At 68.9% G+C, this 15,870-nt stretch carries 14 protein-coding genes; 6 read left to right on the plus strand and 8 right to left on the minus strand.

Features of this window, described 5'->3' with window-relative positions; all coding sequences use genetic code 11:
- Window positions 1-193: 193 nt before the first annotated feature.
- Together Afe05nite_RS18730 and Afe05nite_RS18735 are read right to left on the minus strand one after the other, a co-directional pair.
- Entirely contained in the window at window positions 194-937 is a 744-nt protein-coding gene (locus Afe05nite_RS18730; RefSeq protein WP_203818421.1) for a LytR/AlgR family response regulator transcription factor, read from the minus strand.
- Window positions 934-2,127 carry a sensor histidine kinase gene (locus Afe05nite_RS18735; protein WP_203818422.1) on the minus strand — a complete coding sequence of 398 codons (1,194 nt, stop codon included), beginning with the start codon at window positions 2,125-2,127 and terminating at the stop codon, window positions 934-936. Before Afe05nite_RS18735 ends, Afe05nite_RS18730 begins: the two co-directional genes overlap by 4 nt.
- 167 nt (window positions 2,128-2,294) lie before the next feature.
- Between Afe05nite_RS18735 and Afe05nite_RS18740 the strand changes: the two genes are divergently transcribed.
- A complete protein-coding gene (locus Afe05nite_RS18740; RefSeq protein ID WP_203818423.1) occupies window positions 2,295-3,182 on the plus strand; it encodes an alpha/beta hydrolase family protein in 888 nt (295 codons plus the stop codon).
- 57 nt (window positions 3,183-3,239) lie between these two features.
- On the opposite strand, the gene Afe05nite_RS18745 is transcribed toward Afe05nite_RS18740, so the two are convergent.
- Both Afe05nite_RS18745 and Afe05nite_RS18750 read right to left on the minus strand, forming a co-directional pair.
- On the minus strand, window positions 3,240-4,829 hold the full coding sequence (locus tag Afe05nite_RS18745) for a sugar transferase (RefSeq protein ID WP_203818424.1): 1,590 nt from the start codon (window positions 4,827-4,829) through the stop codon (window positions 3,240-3,242).
- Between the two features lie 181 nt (window positions 4,830-5,010).
- Window positions 5,011-5,871 carry an Fpg/Nei family DNA glycosylase gene (locus Afe05nite_RS18750; RefSeq protein ID WP_203818425.1) on the minus strand — a complete coding sequence of 287 codons (861 nt, stop codon included), beginning with the start codon at window positions 5,869-5,871 and terminating at the stop codon, window positions 5,011-5,013.
- 25 nt (window positions 5,872-5,896) lie between these two features.
- Here Afe05nite_RS18750 and Afe05nite_RS18755 point away from each other — a divergent pair, with 25 nt between their 5' ends.
- Complete coding sequence (locus Afe05nite_RS18755) at window positions 5,897-7,057, plus strand: glycosyltransferase family 4 protein (protein WP_203818426.1); 1,161 nt, start codon at window positions 5,897-5,899, stop codon at window positions 7,055-7,057.
- A 34-nt stretch (window positions 7,058-7,091) separates the two neighbouring features.
- Window positions 7,092-8,597: an arylsulfotransferase family protein gene (locus tag Afe05nite_RS18760; protein ID WP_239117957.1), complete on the plus strand. Its 1,506-nt coding sequence runs from the start codon at window positions 7,092-7,094 to the stop codon at window positions 8,595-8,597.
- Between the two features lie 233 nt (window positions 8,598-8,830).
- Here Afe05nite_RS18760 and Afe05nite_RS18765 read toward each other — a convergent pair whose 3' ends face one another.
- The 3 genes from Afe05nite_RS18765 to Afe05nite_RS18775 are packed head-to-tail and all read right to left on the minus strand — an operon-like array spanning window position 8,831 to window position 11,326.
- Entirely contained in the window at window positions 8,831-9,571 is a 741-nt protein-coding gene (locus Afe05nite_RS18765) for a CDP-alcohol phosphatidyltransferase family protein (protein WP_203818428.1), read from the minus strand.
- Window positions 9,546-10,607, minus strand: a complete 1,062-nt coding sequence (locus Afe05nite_RS18770) for an iron-containing alcohol dehydrogenase family protein (RefSeq protein ID WP_203818429.1) — start codon at window positions 10,605-10,607, stop codon at window positions 9,546-9,548. The genes Afe05nite_RS18765 and Afe05nite_RS18770 overlap by 26 nt, the downstream gene beginning before the upstream one ends.
- Complete coding sequence (locus Afe05nite_RS18775) at window positions 10,595-11,326, minus strand: phosphocholine cytidylyltransferase family protein (RefSeq protein WP_203818430.1); 732 nt, start codon at window positions 11,324-11,326, stop codon at window positions 10,595-10,597. Before Afe05nite_RS18775 ends, Afe05nite_RS18770 begins: the two co-directional genes overlap by 13 nt.
- A 116-nt stretch (window positions 11,327-11,442) precedes the next feature.
- Here Afe05nite_RS18775 and Afe05nite_RS18780 point away from each other — a divergent pair, with 116 nt between their 5' ends.
- The 3 genes from Afe05nite_RS18780 to eccB all read left to right on the plus strand — a co-directional run bounded on the left by Afe05nite_RS18780 (window position 11,443) and on the right by eccB (window position 15,211).
- Window positions 11,443-12,537, plus strand: a complete 1,095-nt coding sequence (locus Afe05nite_RS18780; protein WP_203818431.1) for an aminotransferase-like domain-containing protein — start codon at window positions 11,443-11,445, stop codon at window positions 12,535-12,537.
- 80 nt (window positions 12,538-12,617) lie between these two features.
- Window positions 12,618-13,739 (plus strand): magnesium and cobalt transport protein CorA, encoded by a 1,122-nt coding sequence (locus Afe05nite_RS18785; protein ID WP_203818432.1) that lies wholly within the window; start codon window positions 12,618-12,620, stop codon window positions 13,737-13,739.
- 44 nt (window positions 13,740-13,783) lie between these two features.
- A complete protein-coding gene (gene eccB / locus Afe05nite_RS18790) occupies window positions 13,784-15,211 on the plus strand; it encodes a type VII secretion protein EccB (protein ID WP_203818433.1) in 1,428 nt (475 codons plus the stop codon).
- 5 nt (window positions 15,212-15,216) lie between these two features.
- On the opposite strand, the gene Afe05nite_RS18795 is transcribed toward eccB, so the two are convergent.
- Window positions 15,217-15,813, minus strand: a complete 597-nt coding sequence (locus Afe05nite_RS18795; RefSeq protein WP_239117959.1) for a hypothetical protein — start codon at window positions 15,811-15,813, stop codon at window positions 15,217-15,219.
- Between the last annotated feature and the right edge of the window lie 57 nt (window positions 15,814-15,870).

Here is a 15,870-nt window from a genome sequence, read left to right on the forward strand (position 1 = left end):
CCCCTCGATCGCCGTCCCTCCTTGGCCCCTCTCAAGCGCAACCCTGGCTCACGATTTGCCCACTTTGTCAGCTATTGCGAGCCCGCCGCGGGCCGCAGAGCAGCGAGGCCAGGGGCGGAGCCTGTGGATAAGTCTGTGGAGAACCCTGTGAGCCTGTGGACAACGGTGTGGATTAACGGTGGATCTGTGGGAATCAGCGGGTCCAGTCGTGCTTGGCGGCACGGATGAGCTTGTCCTTGAGCTCGCGGGTGTGGCGGCGGCTGACGGGGAGCTCCACGCCGTCGACGGCCACGACGTAGCCGGAGTTGGTCAGGCGGAGCTCGGTGATCAGTCGGATCTGCACCAGGTAGGAGCGGTGGATCCGGACGAAACCGGCGTCGGCCCAGCGTTCGGCGAGGGTGGCCAGGGAGACGCGGACCAGGTGGGAGGCGTCGGAGGTGTGCAGGCGGGCGTAGTCACCCTGGGCCTCGACCCAGCGGACGGAGGAGCGCGGGAGCATCCGGGTGGTGCCGGCCAGCTCGACCGGGATGGTGGGCTCGTCCTGGGGGGCGGCGGGGGCGGGTGCGGGGGTGAGACGCACGCCGGCGACCCGGCGCAGGGACTCGCCCAGGCGTTCGGCTCGGACCGGCTTGCGGACGTAGTCGGTGACGCCCAGGTCGAAGGCGTCGACGGCACCGTCGTCGTAGGCCGTCACGAAGACGATTGCCGGTGGGCGGGCGAAGCGGCGCAGGATGCGGGCCAGTTCCATGCCGTCCAGGCCGGGCATGCGGATGTCCAGGAAGACCGCGTCGACTTCGGTGTCGCGCAGCACCCGCAGGGCTTCGGTGGCGTCGCCGGCTCGGTGCACGTGGGCGACCCGGCCGTCCGCGTTCAGCAGGTAGGCCAGTTCGTCCAGGGCGGGCGGCTCGTCGTCGACGGCGAGCACGACGAGCGTCATGCTCGTACACCTGGATGGAATTTGGGAACCCGCATGCTCACCTTCGTCCCCTCGCCGGGTGCGGTTTCGACCACCAGGCCGAAACGGTCGCCGAAGACCGACCGCAGGCGCTCGTCGACGTTCGTGAGGCCGACGTGCTGCCCGTCGTCGGTTTCCGAGTCGCCGGGCGCGAACACCGCCGGATCCATTCCGACGCCGTCATCCTCGACCGTTATGTGGCATTCGGCGCCCGCATCACGAGCTTCGATGCTCACCATACCGACGCCCGGCTTACGCGACAGACCATGCCGCACGGCGTTCTCCACCAGCGGCTGGAGGCACAGGAACGGCAGGCTTACCGGCAGCACCTCGGGGGCGATCTGCAGGCGCACCTGGAGCCGGTCACCGAAGCGGGCCCGCTCGATGGTCAGATAACGGTCGATCGAGCGCAGCTCTTCGGCGAGGGTGGTGAACTCGCCGTGGGCCCGGAACGAGTAGCGGGTGAATTCGGCGAACTCGAGGATCAGTTCGCGGGCCCGCTCGGGGTCGGTGCGTACGAACGAGGCGATCGCGGTCAGCGCGTTGTAGATGAAATGGGGGCTGATCTGGGCGCGCAGGGCTCGCACCTCGGCGCGGGCCAGCCGTTCCCGGGAGGTGTCGAGTTCGGCCAGGGCGATCTGGGAGCCGGCCCAGCGGGCGGTCTCCGCGGTGGCCTGCACGAGACCCGGCGCCGGCTGGGCGTCGGCCACCGCGACCAGGGCGGCGGTGGCCCGGCCGTCCGGCCCGGACAGGGGTGCGACGACGGCACCGCGGACCACGCAGTCGACCCGGTCGCAGGGCAGTTCGCCGCCGGCGAGCACGACCGTGCGGTGGGTGGCGAGAGCGCGCCGGGCGGCGGCGGTGAACTGTTCGCCGTGGTGGGTGCCGCGTCCGTCGTACGCCATGCAGTGGTCGCCGTCGTCGATCGAGAGACCGACCGCACCGACAAGCGCGCGTAGATGCCGGACCGCTTTTCCGGCGCTCGACGTGGTGAGGCCGCCGCGCAGCGGTTCGGCGGCGAGCGCGGCTGTGTGCAGCACGTCGTAGGTGGCCCGTTGCATGGCGGTGGCTATGCCGCGGCGCGCGCGGAGGCGAACGACCGCCACCACGGCGGCAGCCAGGGCGGCGATGACCGCGATGACCGCGAGAGCGCTCCCAACCTGATCCGCCACGCGACACAGGTTATGGCCAGCACGCCCGGTCATACCTTGTTGGCAGGGGGCCAATTGGGATTACCGAGTGGTAACAACTTTTAACAGCATCGAGCAATATCGATCCAGTGAGGTCAGAAGCCTCGTCGGGTCCCTCGCAGCAACACCCATACCCTGGGGAGAGCTAAATGTTCACATCGTCCTGGCGATCGAGGGCTGCCGTCCGCAACGCCCTGATCGCCGTGTTCGCCATGCTCCTGGCGTTCGTGGCGGCACCAACAGCTCCCGTTCTGGCGGCCAACCCCTATGAGCGTGGCCCGGCCCCCTCCAAGGCCAGCATCGAGGCCACCACCGGCCCCTATGCCACCGCCAAGGTCACTGTCGCGAAGTCGGCCGTCAGCGGCTTCGGCGGCGGCACGATCTATTACCCGACAAGCACCGCGGACGGTACGTTCGGCGCTGTCGCGATCGTTCCCGGCTTCACGAACGTGCAGTCGGCCGTCGCCTGGCTCGGCCCGCGCATCGCGTCGCAGGGCTTCGTCGTGTTCATCATCGACACGAACAGCGTCTACGACCAGCCCGACTCCCGCGGCACCCAACTGCTGGCCGCCCTGGACTACCTGACCAGGACCAGCACCGTGAAGAGCCGCATCGACGCGACCCGGCTCGGGGTGAGCGGTTACTCGATGGGTGGCGGTGGCGCACTGTCGGCGACCCGGACCCGTACGTCGATCAAGGCAAGCGTGCCGATGGCGCCGTACCACGGCACCAAGAGCTGGACCGCGGTGAAGACCCCCACCCTGGTCATCGCCGGCCAGAGCGACACCGTCGCGCCGCCGTCCTCGCACGGCCTGGCGTTCTACAACAGCCTGCCGAGCACCCTCGACAAGGCGTACATGGAGCTGAAGGGCGCCTCGCACAGCGCGCCGACGTCGTCGAACACCACGATCGCGAAGTACAGCATCTCCTGGCTGAAGCGCTTCATCGACAACGACACCCGCTACGACCAGTTCCTGTGCCCCAACCCGACGGACGCCACCATCTCGTCGTACAAGAGCACCTGCAGCTACAGCTGACGCCTCAGGCCGTCATTGAAGTTCCTCGGCGGCACGCCGCCGAGGAACATCAAAAGGTCAGTAGGCGCCCTTGCGCTTGAGGACGACCCAGATGGTGCGCCACAGGATGCCAAGGTCGTAGGTGAGCGACCAGTTGTCCACGTAGTAGAGGTCGAGCCGCACCGCTTCGTCCCAGCTCAGGTCGGAACGACCGGAGACCTGCCACAGGCCGGTCATGCCGGGGCGGACGAGCAGGCGCCGGCGGACGTCGCCGAGGTAGTCGCCGTCGTCGGCGGGCAACGGGCGGGGGCCGACCAGCGACATCTCGCCCTTCAGCACGTTGATCAGCTGCGGGAGCTCGTCCATCGAGGTGGCCCGGAGCTTCTGCCCGAAGGCGAAGATCCGAGGGTCGACCTTCATCTTGAACATCATGCCGTCGGACTCGTTGAGCTCCTCCAGCGTGGCCTTGCGCTCCTCGGCGTCCACGTACATCGTGCGGAACTTCCACACTCGGAACGTGCGGCCCTCGTGGCCGACCCGGGGCTGCCGGAAGAAGACCGGCCCGGGGTCGGAGATCTTGATGCCGAGCGCGATGAGCAGCAGGAACGGGCTCAGGAAGAGCAGGCCTAGCCCGGCCGCGACCCGGTCGAGCAGGTTCTTCGCGAGCCAGCCGGGGCCGGAGAGAGTCGGCTCCTCGACGTGCAGCAGCGGCAGACCCTCGATCGGGCGGATGTGCACGCGCGGGCCGGCGATGTCGGTGAGCTGCGGCGCCACCACCAGGTCGACGCCGGTGCCCTCGAGCTGCCAGGCCAGCCGGCGCAACTCGCCCGGCTCGGCGCTCGCCGAACCGCAGACCGCGATCGTGTCGGCGCCCACCTCGCGCACCAGGGACAGCAGGTCACGGGTCGCGTAGACGGGAACCGGGGTCTCGATGCCGCGGGCCGCCGCGTAGCCGTCGGTCAGGTGGATCGCGACCGGGATGAGGCCGGCCGCCGGCGAGCGGGTGACCGCCGTGTAGACCTCGAGCGCCTCGGGCAGGGTGCCGACCAGGACCATCCGGTGTGCGCCGTGGCCGAACCGGCGGCGGGCCAGGTGCAGCACCTGCCGGGCGAGCACCCGGTCGGTGAGCAGGAAGAAGGCGGCGCTCGCCGACACCATCGCGACCGTCCCACGGGACAGGCCGGTCTTGGTGGCGAAGGCGAGCAGCGACACGGCGGCCACGACCGTGACCGACGTGCGGACGATCCGCTTGAACTCCTCGCTGCCCAGACCCAGATAGCGCCGGTCGTAGGTGCCGTTGGCCCACAGCAGGATCAGCCAGCCGAGCGGCAGGACGATGTAGGCGAAGAAGCTGAACAGCTCCTGGCCGTGCAGGAAGAGCAGGCTGCGGTTGTCGAAGCCGGACTTCGACTTCTCCAGGTAGGTCGCGGCCAGATAGCTCGCCAGCAGGACCGAAAGAAGATCAAGGAAGACAAGCGCCAACGTGTACGGCCGGTGCCAGCGGGACAGGCGCTTGTGCGTCCGGTTCCAGGCCGATCGGGGTACGCCGTTGCTCGGTGGCGGCTCCTGCTGCCACTCGAAGCTGTCGTACGGCACGGGTTTGCTCCGGCTGCTGTCGGTAACCGGGTGATGCAGGCTTGTCGACACCTCGCCTACGTCCTCCCGCATCCGGAAAAGATTACGCACCGCCACGAGCTTTCGGCTGTCGGCCACCACGGCCCGCACCCGTCGACCCTTAGCGCGTTGCCTGGGACCGGGCCACTATACCGATGGAACCGGCCGAACGGAGCGCACGTCGCACAGGCTCTACCACACCGAGTTGTTCAGGCACACAAAGTAACTATCGGGCCTATCGAATCAGCTTCGACAGGCGGCGGTCGGCCAGCGGTTTGCCGCCGGTCTGACACGTAGCGCAGTACTGCAAGCTCTTGTCGGCGAAGGAAACCTCACGCACGGTGTCCCCGCAGATCGGGCAGGGCAGACCTGTACGAGCGTGCACCCGCAGCCCAGCGCGCTTCTCGCCCTTGAGCTCGGCCGCCTTCTGCCCGACCGACCGGGTCACCGCGTCGGTCTCGACCTCGCGCATCGCCCGGTAGAGCTCACCCATCTGCTCGTCGGTGATCTTGCCGGTGAGCGCGAACGGCGACATCTTGGCGACGTGCAAGATCTCATCGGAGTACGCGTTCCCGATGCCGGCCAGCACCTCCTGGTCGACGAGCACACCCTTGATCTGACCGTTGCGCGAGCGGATGCGCTCGGCGAACTCCGTCTCGGAGAGGGCGAGCGCGTCGGGCCCGAGGCGCGACACGCCCGGCACCTCGGCCGGATCGCGCACCAGATAGGCGGCCAGCGACTTCTGGGTGCCGGCCTCGGTCAGGTCGAACCCGGAGCCGTCGTCGAGCCGCATCCGGATCGCGATCGGCCCGCTGCCCGGCTTGAGCGGGGCGGGCGACTTGAACGCGTCGCGGTAATGCAGCCAACCCGCTCGGGCGAGGTGCACGATCAGGTGGAGGTCGTCGCCGAGGGCGATGTCGAGGAACTTGCCATGCCGGCCGGCGTCACGAACCGGCATCCCGGCGACGGCGGAGGCGGGCGGATCGAACGTCTTCAGCGCGCTGAACGAGGACACCTCGAGGCGTTGCACGGTGTGGCCGACCGCGCGCTCACGCAGGTATGCGGCGAGCGCCTCGACCTCGGGAAGTTCCGGCACGAGGTCAACGGTAGCGTTTCCGGCCATGAAGGTGGTGGTTGCGCACAACCGTTATCGGGAAGCGATCCCCTCGGGCGAGAACGTCATCGTGGACACCGAGATCGCCCAGCTCAGGGCGGTCGGGGTGGAGGTGTTGCCGTTCCAGCGCAGCTCGGACTCGATCGGCGAGCTCCCGGCCGTGCAGAAGGCGCTTCTGCCGATCTCGCCGATCTATGGCGGCCCGGCCCAGCGTGACCTGGCTCGACTGCTGACCGACGAACGCCCGGACCTGCTGCACCTGCACAACCCGTACCCGTTGCTGTCGCCCTGGGTCATCAAGACGGCCCATGCCCATGGGGTGCCGGTGATCCAGACCGTGCACAACTACCGCCAGGTCTGCTCGTCGGGCCTGTACTTCCGGGACGGCCACAACTGTCAGGACTGCCGGGGCAAGCTGGTCGGCTGGCCGGCCGTCAAGCACCGCTGCTACCGGGGATCGGCCGCGCAGAGCGCTCTGATGGCCACCACCCTGGCCGTGCACCGGCCCACCTGGAAGTCCGTCGAGCGATACGTCGCCCTGACCGACCGGATCGCCGCCCACCTGCGCGACTACGGCATCCCCGACGAACGCATCGTGGTGAAGCCGAACGCCTATCCCGACCCGGGCGAGCCGTCCCCGCCGGGCGAGGGCTTCCTCTTCGGTGGCCGGCTGTCCCCGGAGAAGGGCCTCGAACTGCTGCTGGACGCGTGGCAGCGGCATCCGGACGGCTCGCTGGGCCCGCTGCTCATCGCCGGCGACGGGGAACTGCGGCCGCTCGCCGAGAAAGCCGCGGCCGAGCGCTCCGACATCACCTACGCGGGCATTCTGGACCGGTCGCGGATGGTCGAGGCCCGGCGCGCGGCGGCGGTCGTGCTGGCCGTGCCGACCTGGAACGACGTGCTGCCCACGGTGATCCTGGAGGCGATGGCCGACGGCCGCCCGGTTCTCGGCACGGCGGTCGGCGGTCTGCCGTACCTCATCGGGGCGGAAGCCGGCTGGCTGGTGCCCCCGGAGCCGGCGGCGCTGGCCGCCGCCCTGCCGGTGGCCCGCGACGAGGCCGCCGGTCTTGGGAAGATTGCCCGGAGTCGCTATCTGAGCGAATTCCATCCGGACGTGCTGACCGCCAGGCTGCTCGACATCTATCGGGAAGTCACAGCTGGCACCTAGGTAGAGCATGGGGGCACGGGGGAATGCTCTCCGGGTGGATCGAAGAAAACTGCTCTTGGGTGTGGGCGGCGCGGCCATCGTCGGCGTGACCGGAGGTGGAGTCGGCTATGCGCTCGGCTCCGGCTCCGAACCCCCGGCGGTCAAAGCGACCGAGCCGGCGCCCACACCCGCCAAGTACCGGTCCCGGCCCGACCTGCGGACCATGCCGGACGTCACGATCACGACGCCCGCGAACGCCACCGTCGGCGGCTACATCTGCCTGTCACCGGCGTCCGGCACCGGCCTGTGGGGCCCCCTCATGGTCGACGAGAAGGGTTCGCCGATCTGGTTCAAGAAGGTGCCCGACCCGGCCACCGTCGCCATCGACTTCAAGGTGCAGAAATACCGGAACCAACCGGTGCTCACCTGGTGGGAGGGGACCATCGGGGGCACCGGTGGGCAGGGCGTCGGCCAGGGTGAGTTCGTGCTTGCCGACCGGTCCTACCGAGAGGTCACCCGGGTGCGGGCGGCCGGCAGCGAGCAGGCCGACCAGCACGACTTCGTCATCACCCCGCGGGACACGGCACTCTTCTGGATCTACGACCCGATCCCGTACGACCTCAGCCCGGTGGGCGGCCCGACCGACGGGGTGCTGCACGACGGGGTGATCCAGGAGATCGACATCGCCACCGGCAAGAAGCTGTTCGAGTGGCGGGCAAGCGAGCACGTGCCGCTCGACGAGTCGTACGCCCCGCTGCCCGGCGGCGACTCGGCCCATCTGCCCTACGACTACTTCCACGCCAACTCGGTCGGCCTGGCCGCCGACGGCAACATCATCATCTCGTCCCGGCACACCTGGACGGCTTACAAGTTGGACAAATCGTCGGGCAAGGTGATCTGGCGGCTCGGCGGCAAGAAGTCCGACTTCACGGTCGAGGAGAAGGCGAAGTTCGCCTGGCAGCACGACTTCCGCCAACGCCGCGACGGCTCCTACAGCGTCTTCGACAACGGCGCCGGCGTGACCAAGGTGCGCGACTACTCCCGCGGGCTGGTGCTCAAGCTCGACGAGACGGCGAAAACCGCGGCTTTCGTCGCCGAGTACCTCCACCCCGAGCGGGTGTCCGCCCCGACCCAGGGCAACTTCCGCGAACTGGCCGACGGCGGCTCGTTCATCGGCTGGGGTCAGATGCCGCACTTCACCGAACACAACGTCGACGGCAGCGTCCGCCTGGCCGGCCACATCCCCCTCGACAACCAGTCCTACCGCGCCTACAAGGTCGACTGGACCGGCGAGCCACTCGACCAGCCCGCCCTGGGCCTGACCGTCCTGGGCGGCAACGTGGTGGTCAGCGCAAGCTGGAACGGCACCACCCGGGTGAACCGCTGGCGGGCGCGTTACGGAGCCCAGCCCGGCGCTCTGACCGGCACCCTCGAGGCCCCGCGGTCCGGCTTCGAGACCACCCTGACCGTCCCCGGCACCCCGGAGTACGTCGTCGCCGAAGCCCTCGACGCCACCGGCAAACTGCTCGGCACCTCCTCAGCAATCCCGGTACGCGTCTAGGTCACCCGACTGCTGCACGGCGACGACGGGAGCGCAATCGTGCCGTACGAGCTGGTCGACGACGCGATCTATCGGGCTTTCCTTAACAGTCGAGCCGCATGGCGATCAGCACATGATTCAGTGCAAGAAGTAGGCGAGCTTCTGAACCTCCAACGCTGACCGCCGGTACCAATCGAGCGCACGGTACTGCTTGAGCAGCAGAGCCGCTCGCCCGAGCGTCATCTTCGGCCGGGTCAGCCGCGTAGGGCGGTGCGGGCGGAGAAGATGATGCTGGCGGCCAGGAAGGCGGCGTTGACCAGGGTGAACAAGCCGATGAACCAGACCGTCCACTGTGGTGCGACGGCCAGCACCAGGCCGGCCAGGGCGATCACGGCGCCGTAGTCGCGGACCAGCTTGACCAGGCGGATCGGCAGCGAGCGGCTCGTCACCATGCTCGCGGCCTGCTCGCCGCCCTGCATCACCGAGGTGACCAGGTTGACCATCCAGGTGCCGGCGAACGCGGCGAGCAGCCACGCGGGAGTGTCGGACACCTGCGCCTTGGCGGTGGCGGCCAGGGCCGAGACCAGGGAGATCTGGACGGCCACGTCGCAGAGCACGTCCAGCCGCCCGCCGGCGATCGAGGTCTGCCGGGTGACTCGGGCCAGCTGGCCGTCGGAGCAGTCGAACGCGTACGCCAGCTGCCAGCCGATCAGCGCGAGCAGGCCGATCGGCCAGGCCCAGACCCGGCCCTCGGCCACCGGGCCGGCGGCCGCGATGACCACGAAGGACACCAGGCAGCCGAGGCCGAGGTTGAACACCGTGAGCACGGACGGGGCGAGGCCACGCTTGTGGGCGCCGACCGCGATCCGGGCGCCGAGGTGCTGGCTGACAGCCTCGCTGAACAGCCCGCCCCCGCGGTTGACCGCGTAGTAGTCGGCGGCGGAGGGGGCGGCCGCGACCGGGCCGGAATCAGCGGTTGGTGACGGCTTCGACATAGTCGGCCAGCTTTCGGCTTATCTCGTCCGGGCTCATGGCCAGGTGTTCGAGGATCGTGTAGCGGTCGGGCCGGGTGCGCGGGGCGAACGCGACCGCCTCGACGAACTGGCCCGCGTCAAGGTCCACGTCGGCGGGCAGGCGCGGCAGCTGGTGCCGGGCCAGGCATTCGGACATCTGGGTGAAGCGACGTTCGTCGCCCCGCAGGAACGTGCAGAACAGCGCGCCCAGGCCGGCCAACTCGCCGTGCGAGGCGGTGCCGGGGAACAGCGAGTCGACGGCGTGCATGATCTCGTGGCAGCCGCCGGAGGCGGGCCGGCTGCTGCCGCAGACCGCCATGGCCAGGCCGCTGGCGATAAGTGATTCGGCGAGCACCGTGACGAACGCGTCGTCGGACATGTCGCCGGGCATGTTGAGCACCGCCTCGGCGCCCATCCGGGCGAGCGAGGCGGCGAGCCCGTCGACCGGTTCGCCGCGCACTTCGCGGGCCAGTTCCCAGTCGGCGAGCGCGGAGATGTTGCTGATCACGTCGCCGATGCCACCACGGTTGACGCGCTCCGAGCCGTTCTCGACGAAGTCCAGGTCGACGACGACGCCGAACGGGATGTGCACGCCGTACGAGTTCTTGATGCCGTCGTGGATGAGGCTGGCGACCGGTGAGGCGATGCCGTCGTTGGCGAGGCTGGTGGCCACCGAGATCATCGGCAGGCCCCACCGGTTGGCCGCGTATTTCGCGGTGTCCACGGTGGTGCCGCCGCCGATCCCGACGACCGCGTCGTAGCTGCGGGCGCGAAGCTTGCCGGAGAGTTCGAGCGCAGCGTCCAGGGTGCCGCCGACGGTGGTGTAGACGTCGGCCGCGCCGAGTGTGGGGCGGATCAGGTTCACCACCCGTTCACCGAGGCCGGGGCCGACCACGACGGCGACGTCGCCGCCGGCCGAGATGCGGCCGTCGGCCAGGATGCGACCCAGGTCGGCGACCGCACCGCGACGTACGTCGATGTGCAGGGGCGTCTGGATGCTGCGCGCTAGTAGCGGCATGCGATCTCCCGCGCCTTGGCGAGGTCCTCGTGATTGTCGACCTCGACCCAGCTGACCTGGCCGATCGTCGCCGCGCGCACCTCGCCGCCGCGGTTCGCGTATTCCTGGAAGCCGTCCTCGTAGTAGAGGTTGGGGTCGCGTTCCCAGGTGGTCTTGAGGGCGTCGGCCAGGCCGGCCGCGGCCGCGGGCTCGATGATGTTGGCGCCGATGTACTCGCCGAACGCGTCCGCCGGGTCCATCAGTTTGGTGATTTTGGCCAGCTGTCCATCTTCCCGGAAGACCGTCTTCATCTCCTCGTCAGCCAGCTTCTTCAGATTGTCGATGGCGAGCAGGATGCTCGGACCACGACTCGTCAGGAGGGTCTGCTCGACGCTCACGGGATGTACGGTGTCGCCATTGACCATCAACGCACCCTGGGCGAAGTGGTCACGGGCGAGCCAGAGGGAGTAGGCGTTGTTCCATTCCTCGGCCTTGTCGTTGTGCACCAGGCTGATCTTGACGCCGTACTTCTCCTGGAACGTGGAGACCCGCTCCTCGACGGCGCCGGCGCGGTAGCCCACGACGATCGTGACGTCGGTGAGCCCGGCCGCGGCCAGGTTCGACAACGAGATATCCATGATCGTGGTTTCGCCGTCCACCGGGACGAGCGCTTTCGGAAGCGTGTCCGTGTAGGGGCGAAGGCGGCGGCCGGCGCCCGCCGCGAGAATCAAGCCGATCATGGGATCTCCTGTCAAAGCATGCGTGTGGCCCCGCGAGGATAACCGTCGGTGTCTCACACCGCGGACCGCACGAGGTAGAGAAAAATCCTATAGAGGCTGCTCGTAAGCTGGAAACCATGACCGCTGAGCAGTTGATCTCCTTCGCCCGTGGCGCTCCGTCGCTGGACATCATCGACGTCGAGGGCCTGAAGGCCGCCGCGGTGCGCGCCTTCGACGCCGACCCCTCCGGCATGACCGCTTACGGCACCTCCGTCGGCTATGTCCCGCTCCGCAAGTGGATCGCGGAGAAGCACGGGGTGTCGGCTGACCAGGTCATCGTCACCAACGGGTCACTGCAGGCGGACGCCTTCCTCTTCAACCACCTGGTGCGGCCGGGCGACACCGTGGTGGTGGAGAAGCCGACCTACGACCGTACGCTGCTCAGCCTCCAGCAGCTCGGGGCCAAGGTGCACCAGGTCACGCTGCGCGAGGACGGCATCGACGTCGACGAGCTGCGCGCCCTGCTCGAATCGGGTGTTCGTCCCAAGCTCGCCCACATCATCCCGAACTACCAGAACCCGGCCGGCCTGACGCTGTCCGAGGAGAAGCGGCGCGCGCTGGTGGCGCTGGCCGTCGAATACGAGTTCATCATTTTCGAGGACGACCCGTACGTCGACATCCGCTTCCGCGGCGAGGCGCTGCCCTCGATGCTGTCGATGGACTCCGACAACGTCGTGGTCCACGCCTCCAGCTTCACCAAGACGGTCTGCCCCGGCGTCCGCGTCGGTTACCTGGTCGGCCCGGCCGCGCTCATCGACGCGATCGCGAAGAAGGCCACCAACCTCTACATCTCGCCCGGCATGGTTTCCGAGGCGATCGTGCACCAGTTCTGTGTCTCCGGCGACATCGCCAAGTCGATCGAGACGGTCAGCGCCGCGCTCGCCGAGCGGGCCTCGGTGCTCGCCGACTCGCTGCGCAAGCACATTCCGGGCGCGGTCTTCACCGAGCCCGACGGCGGCTACTTCCTCTGGGTCGACCTGCCCACCGACGTGGACGTGGACAAGCTGTTCCCGGCCGCCATGAAGAAGGGTGTGGCTATCGTCAAGGGCACGGACTTCCTGCTCGACGGTGGCAAGAGCTCGGTGCGCCTGGCGTTCTCCGCGGTCACCGTCGACCAGATCGACGAAGGTGTCCGCCGACTGGCCGAGGCCATCGAAGAGGTCCGCGCCTAAGGTTCTCGTTGCGCCGGGCGGGTAACCGTTTCCCGTCCGGCGCATTCGGTGTGCCCGTCGTAACAAGTGGGGGAGGTCTCATGAGCGAGCGTGAAAACGGCACTTGGAGCCGGAGCAAGCCGCTGGTTCGAGCCTTCGCCCCGCTGCGGGCGATGAACCGGCTCCTCGGCACGACGGACGGCCTCGCGAACGGGTCACGGCCGCACCCGGCCGCGAGCGCCGTGGTCGACTGCGGGGTGTACGCGGCCGGCGTGCGCCTGCCCGGCACCTTCTCCCCCGACGAGGCGCTTCGCGAGGCCTGCTCCCGGGACGACGCGTTCGTCTGGCTGGGCCTGCACGAGCCGGGCGAGGAGGAGATGACCGCCATCGCGCACTCGTACGGCCTGCACGAGCTGGCGGTGGAGGACGCGGTGAAGGCCGAGCAGCGGCCCAAGCTGGAGAACTTCGGCACGGTGCACTTCCTGGTCATGCGGACCGCCCGGTACGTGCCGCACGACAAGATCACCGAGACCTCGCAGGTCGTCGAGACCGGCCAGATGATGCTCTTCGTGGGCGAGCAGTTCGTCATCACGGTCCGCCACGGCGACGCCTCCGAGCTGGGCTCGGTGCGGCTGGACCTGGAGACCGAGCGGGCCGCGCTTCTCGAGCAGGGCCCGTGGGCGGTGGCCTACGCGGTGACCGACCGGGTGGTCGACCACTATCTGGCGGTCGCCGACCAGGTCGAGGCCGACCTCGACATCATCGAGGAGGGCGTCTTCACCCGCGGTGCGGGCAGCCCGATCCAGGCGATCTACCAGATGAAGCGGGAACTCGTGGAGTTCCGGCGCGCGGTGGTGCCGCTGCAGCGTCCGCTCGCCACGATCGTCGCGATCGTGCCCAAGCGGATCGGGAAATACTTCCGCGACGTGCAGGACCATCTGACGCGTACGGTCGAGCAGGTCTCGTCCTTCGACGATCTGCTCAACTCGATCCTGCAGGCCCGGCTCGCGCAGGTCACCGTCGACCAGAACAACGACATGCGCAAGATCGCCGCGTGGGCGGCCATCGCCACGGTCTGGACCGCGGGGGCCGGCGTCTACGGCATGAACTTCAAGCACATGCCCGAGCTGGACTGGCTCTACAGCTATCCGGCCTGGTGGGCGATCATCCTCGGCGTCTCGGTTCTGCTGTACCGGGCGCTGCGCCGCAACGGCTGGCTGTGAGAGGCCGCCCCCTCCACATCGACGCACACCCCTAAAGTGATGGGGTGCCGTCGCGTCAGGATCAGCTGCATTCATACCAGTACTCGCTTCAGCGGGTGGTGGCCGCGCTGGTCACGCACGACCCCGATCCGTCCAAGTCGCCACTCCGCCGGGCCGGCACGACAGCCCTGGTCAGCCTGCTGATCGCGAGTCTCGCCGTGCTCGGCGCCACGATCTACGGCGTCCTGACCGGACACAGCAATGTGGAGCCGACCGACACGAGCGTGGTCTTCCAGGAGAAGGGCTCCGGCGCCCGATTCGTCTATCTGGAGTCCGACGCCAAGCTGCACCCGGTGCTCAACTTCACCTCCGGCCTGCTGCTGGCCAGCAGTGACGAGCCCCAGCTCAAGAGCATCGCGGCCGATCGGCTGGCCAAGGTGCCGCTGGGTCCGCCGCTCGGCATTCCGGACGCTCCCGACTCACTGCCGTTGCCTGGCAGTCTGATCACCGAGCGCTGGTCGATCTGCACCGACAACAAGGGTGAGCAGGGTGAGGCGCGCAGCACCCTGCTGATCGGCGACAAGCTCAAGGACGGCACGGTCGCGCAGAACGGCAACGAGGCCCTGCTGGTGCAGGACAAGTTCGAGACCGACCTGGTCTACGCCAACCGCCGCTTCGTCATCCCCGACGAGCGGCTGCTCGCGACCACCCGCGCGTTCGGCTGGGCCTCGCAGGACCCGTGGCAGGTCTCGACCGCCTGGCTCAACGCCATCCCGCGCGGCGGTGACCTGGTCGCGCCGGCGATCAGAAATGTGGGGGACGACTCACCGGTCGGCAACCTCGAGGTGGGTCAGTTGGTGACCGGGCAGAGCAAGGAAGTCTCGATCATCCTGTCCGACGGCGCGGCCGTCCTCACCCCGCTGCAGACAATCCTCATGCAGGTCGCCGGCCGGGGGAGCCCACGCGACATCGGCGGCGACTATCTGACCATGCCGACGTCGAAGACCAAGTTCAACGACACCAGGGACCCGGGCGCGCTACCCGCCACGGTGCCGGCACTGCACCCCGGCAACCCGGGGGTGGCCTGCATGACGCTGCCGACCACGACGGCCGACAACAAGCCGATCGGGGACGGGCTGCGGATCGATCCGACGCTGCCGAGCAGTGAGGCGGTCGACACCGCCGGCGCCCAGCCCAACCGGATGCTTGCCGACTTCTGGCACCTCACCCGCGGCCGTGGCGTGGTGGCCGAGGTGACGGCGACGCCGGAGGCGCCCGCCGGCACCGGCACGATCATCGTGGTGACCGACACCGGCCGCGCCTATCCACTGGCCGGCCGCAGCCTGCTGAAAAAGCTCGGCTACGACAGCGACGTGGCGGTTCAGCGGGTGCCGTCGGCGCTGATCTCGCTGCTGCCGCCCGGGCCGGCACTCGATCCGGCCCGAGCCCGGGAGAGCGACGTCAAGACGACGTCACCCACCCGGGGTCAATAAGTGCGTTACCGGGGGCTTTGCTGAGCCGGGTCCGACACGGTGCCGTTCGGCGTGGTGTACGCCGTCGGCTCGACCGGCTCGAACGCGGCGTCGTCGGCCCCGCCGACCTGAGCGGTCGGGGAAGCCGGGTCGTACTCGTCCCACTGAGCGGCCTTGCGGCGCTTGGCCGCGTACGCCGCACCGACACCGACAGCGGTGCCGAGCAGCGCGAAGCCCAGCAGACGCGAGCCACGACGGCCCTGCTTGCGGCCCAACATCGCGTTCGCCCGCTTCTGCAGCTTCTTCGCGTTCTTCTTGTTCTGCTTCGCGGACTTCTTGGCCTCGCTCTTGGTCACCTTGCCGGTCTGCCGCACGTTGTCGGTTGCGGCCGCGACAAGCGGGGTGATCGTGGCGAGAGCGCTGTCCCAGCCGCTCGTCGCCGCACCCTTGGCCTTGGCGGCGGCCGGCTGAACCCGGTCGACCGCGGCGGCGAGGGTCGGGCCCACGGTCGCGCTGGTCTCCTGAGCCGCGAGCGAAGCCGCGCGCTTGAAGTGGTCAACGCTCTGCCCGAGCTCAGTCTTCATCCGCCGGTTGCGACGCTTGCGGCGCATCGTTGCGAACACCAGTGCCCACCTCCCTGTGGTTCTCTCCCACGTCATCGTGCCCTCTATCGGTACCCC

The sequence above is a fragment of the Paractinoplanes ferrugineus genome, from assembly GCF_016862195.1.
Classification (GTDB): Bacteria; Actinomycetota; Actinomycetes; order Mycobacteriales; family Micromonosporaceae; genus Actinoplanes; species Actinoplanes ferrugineus.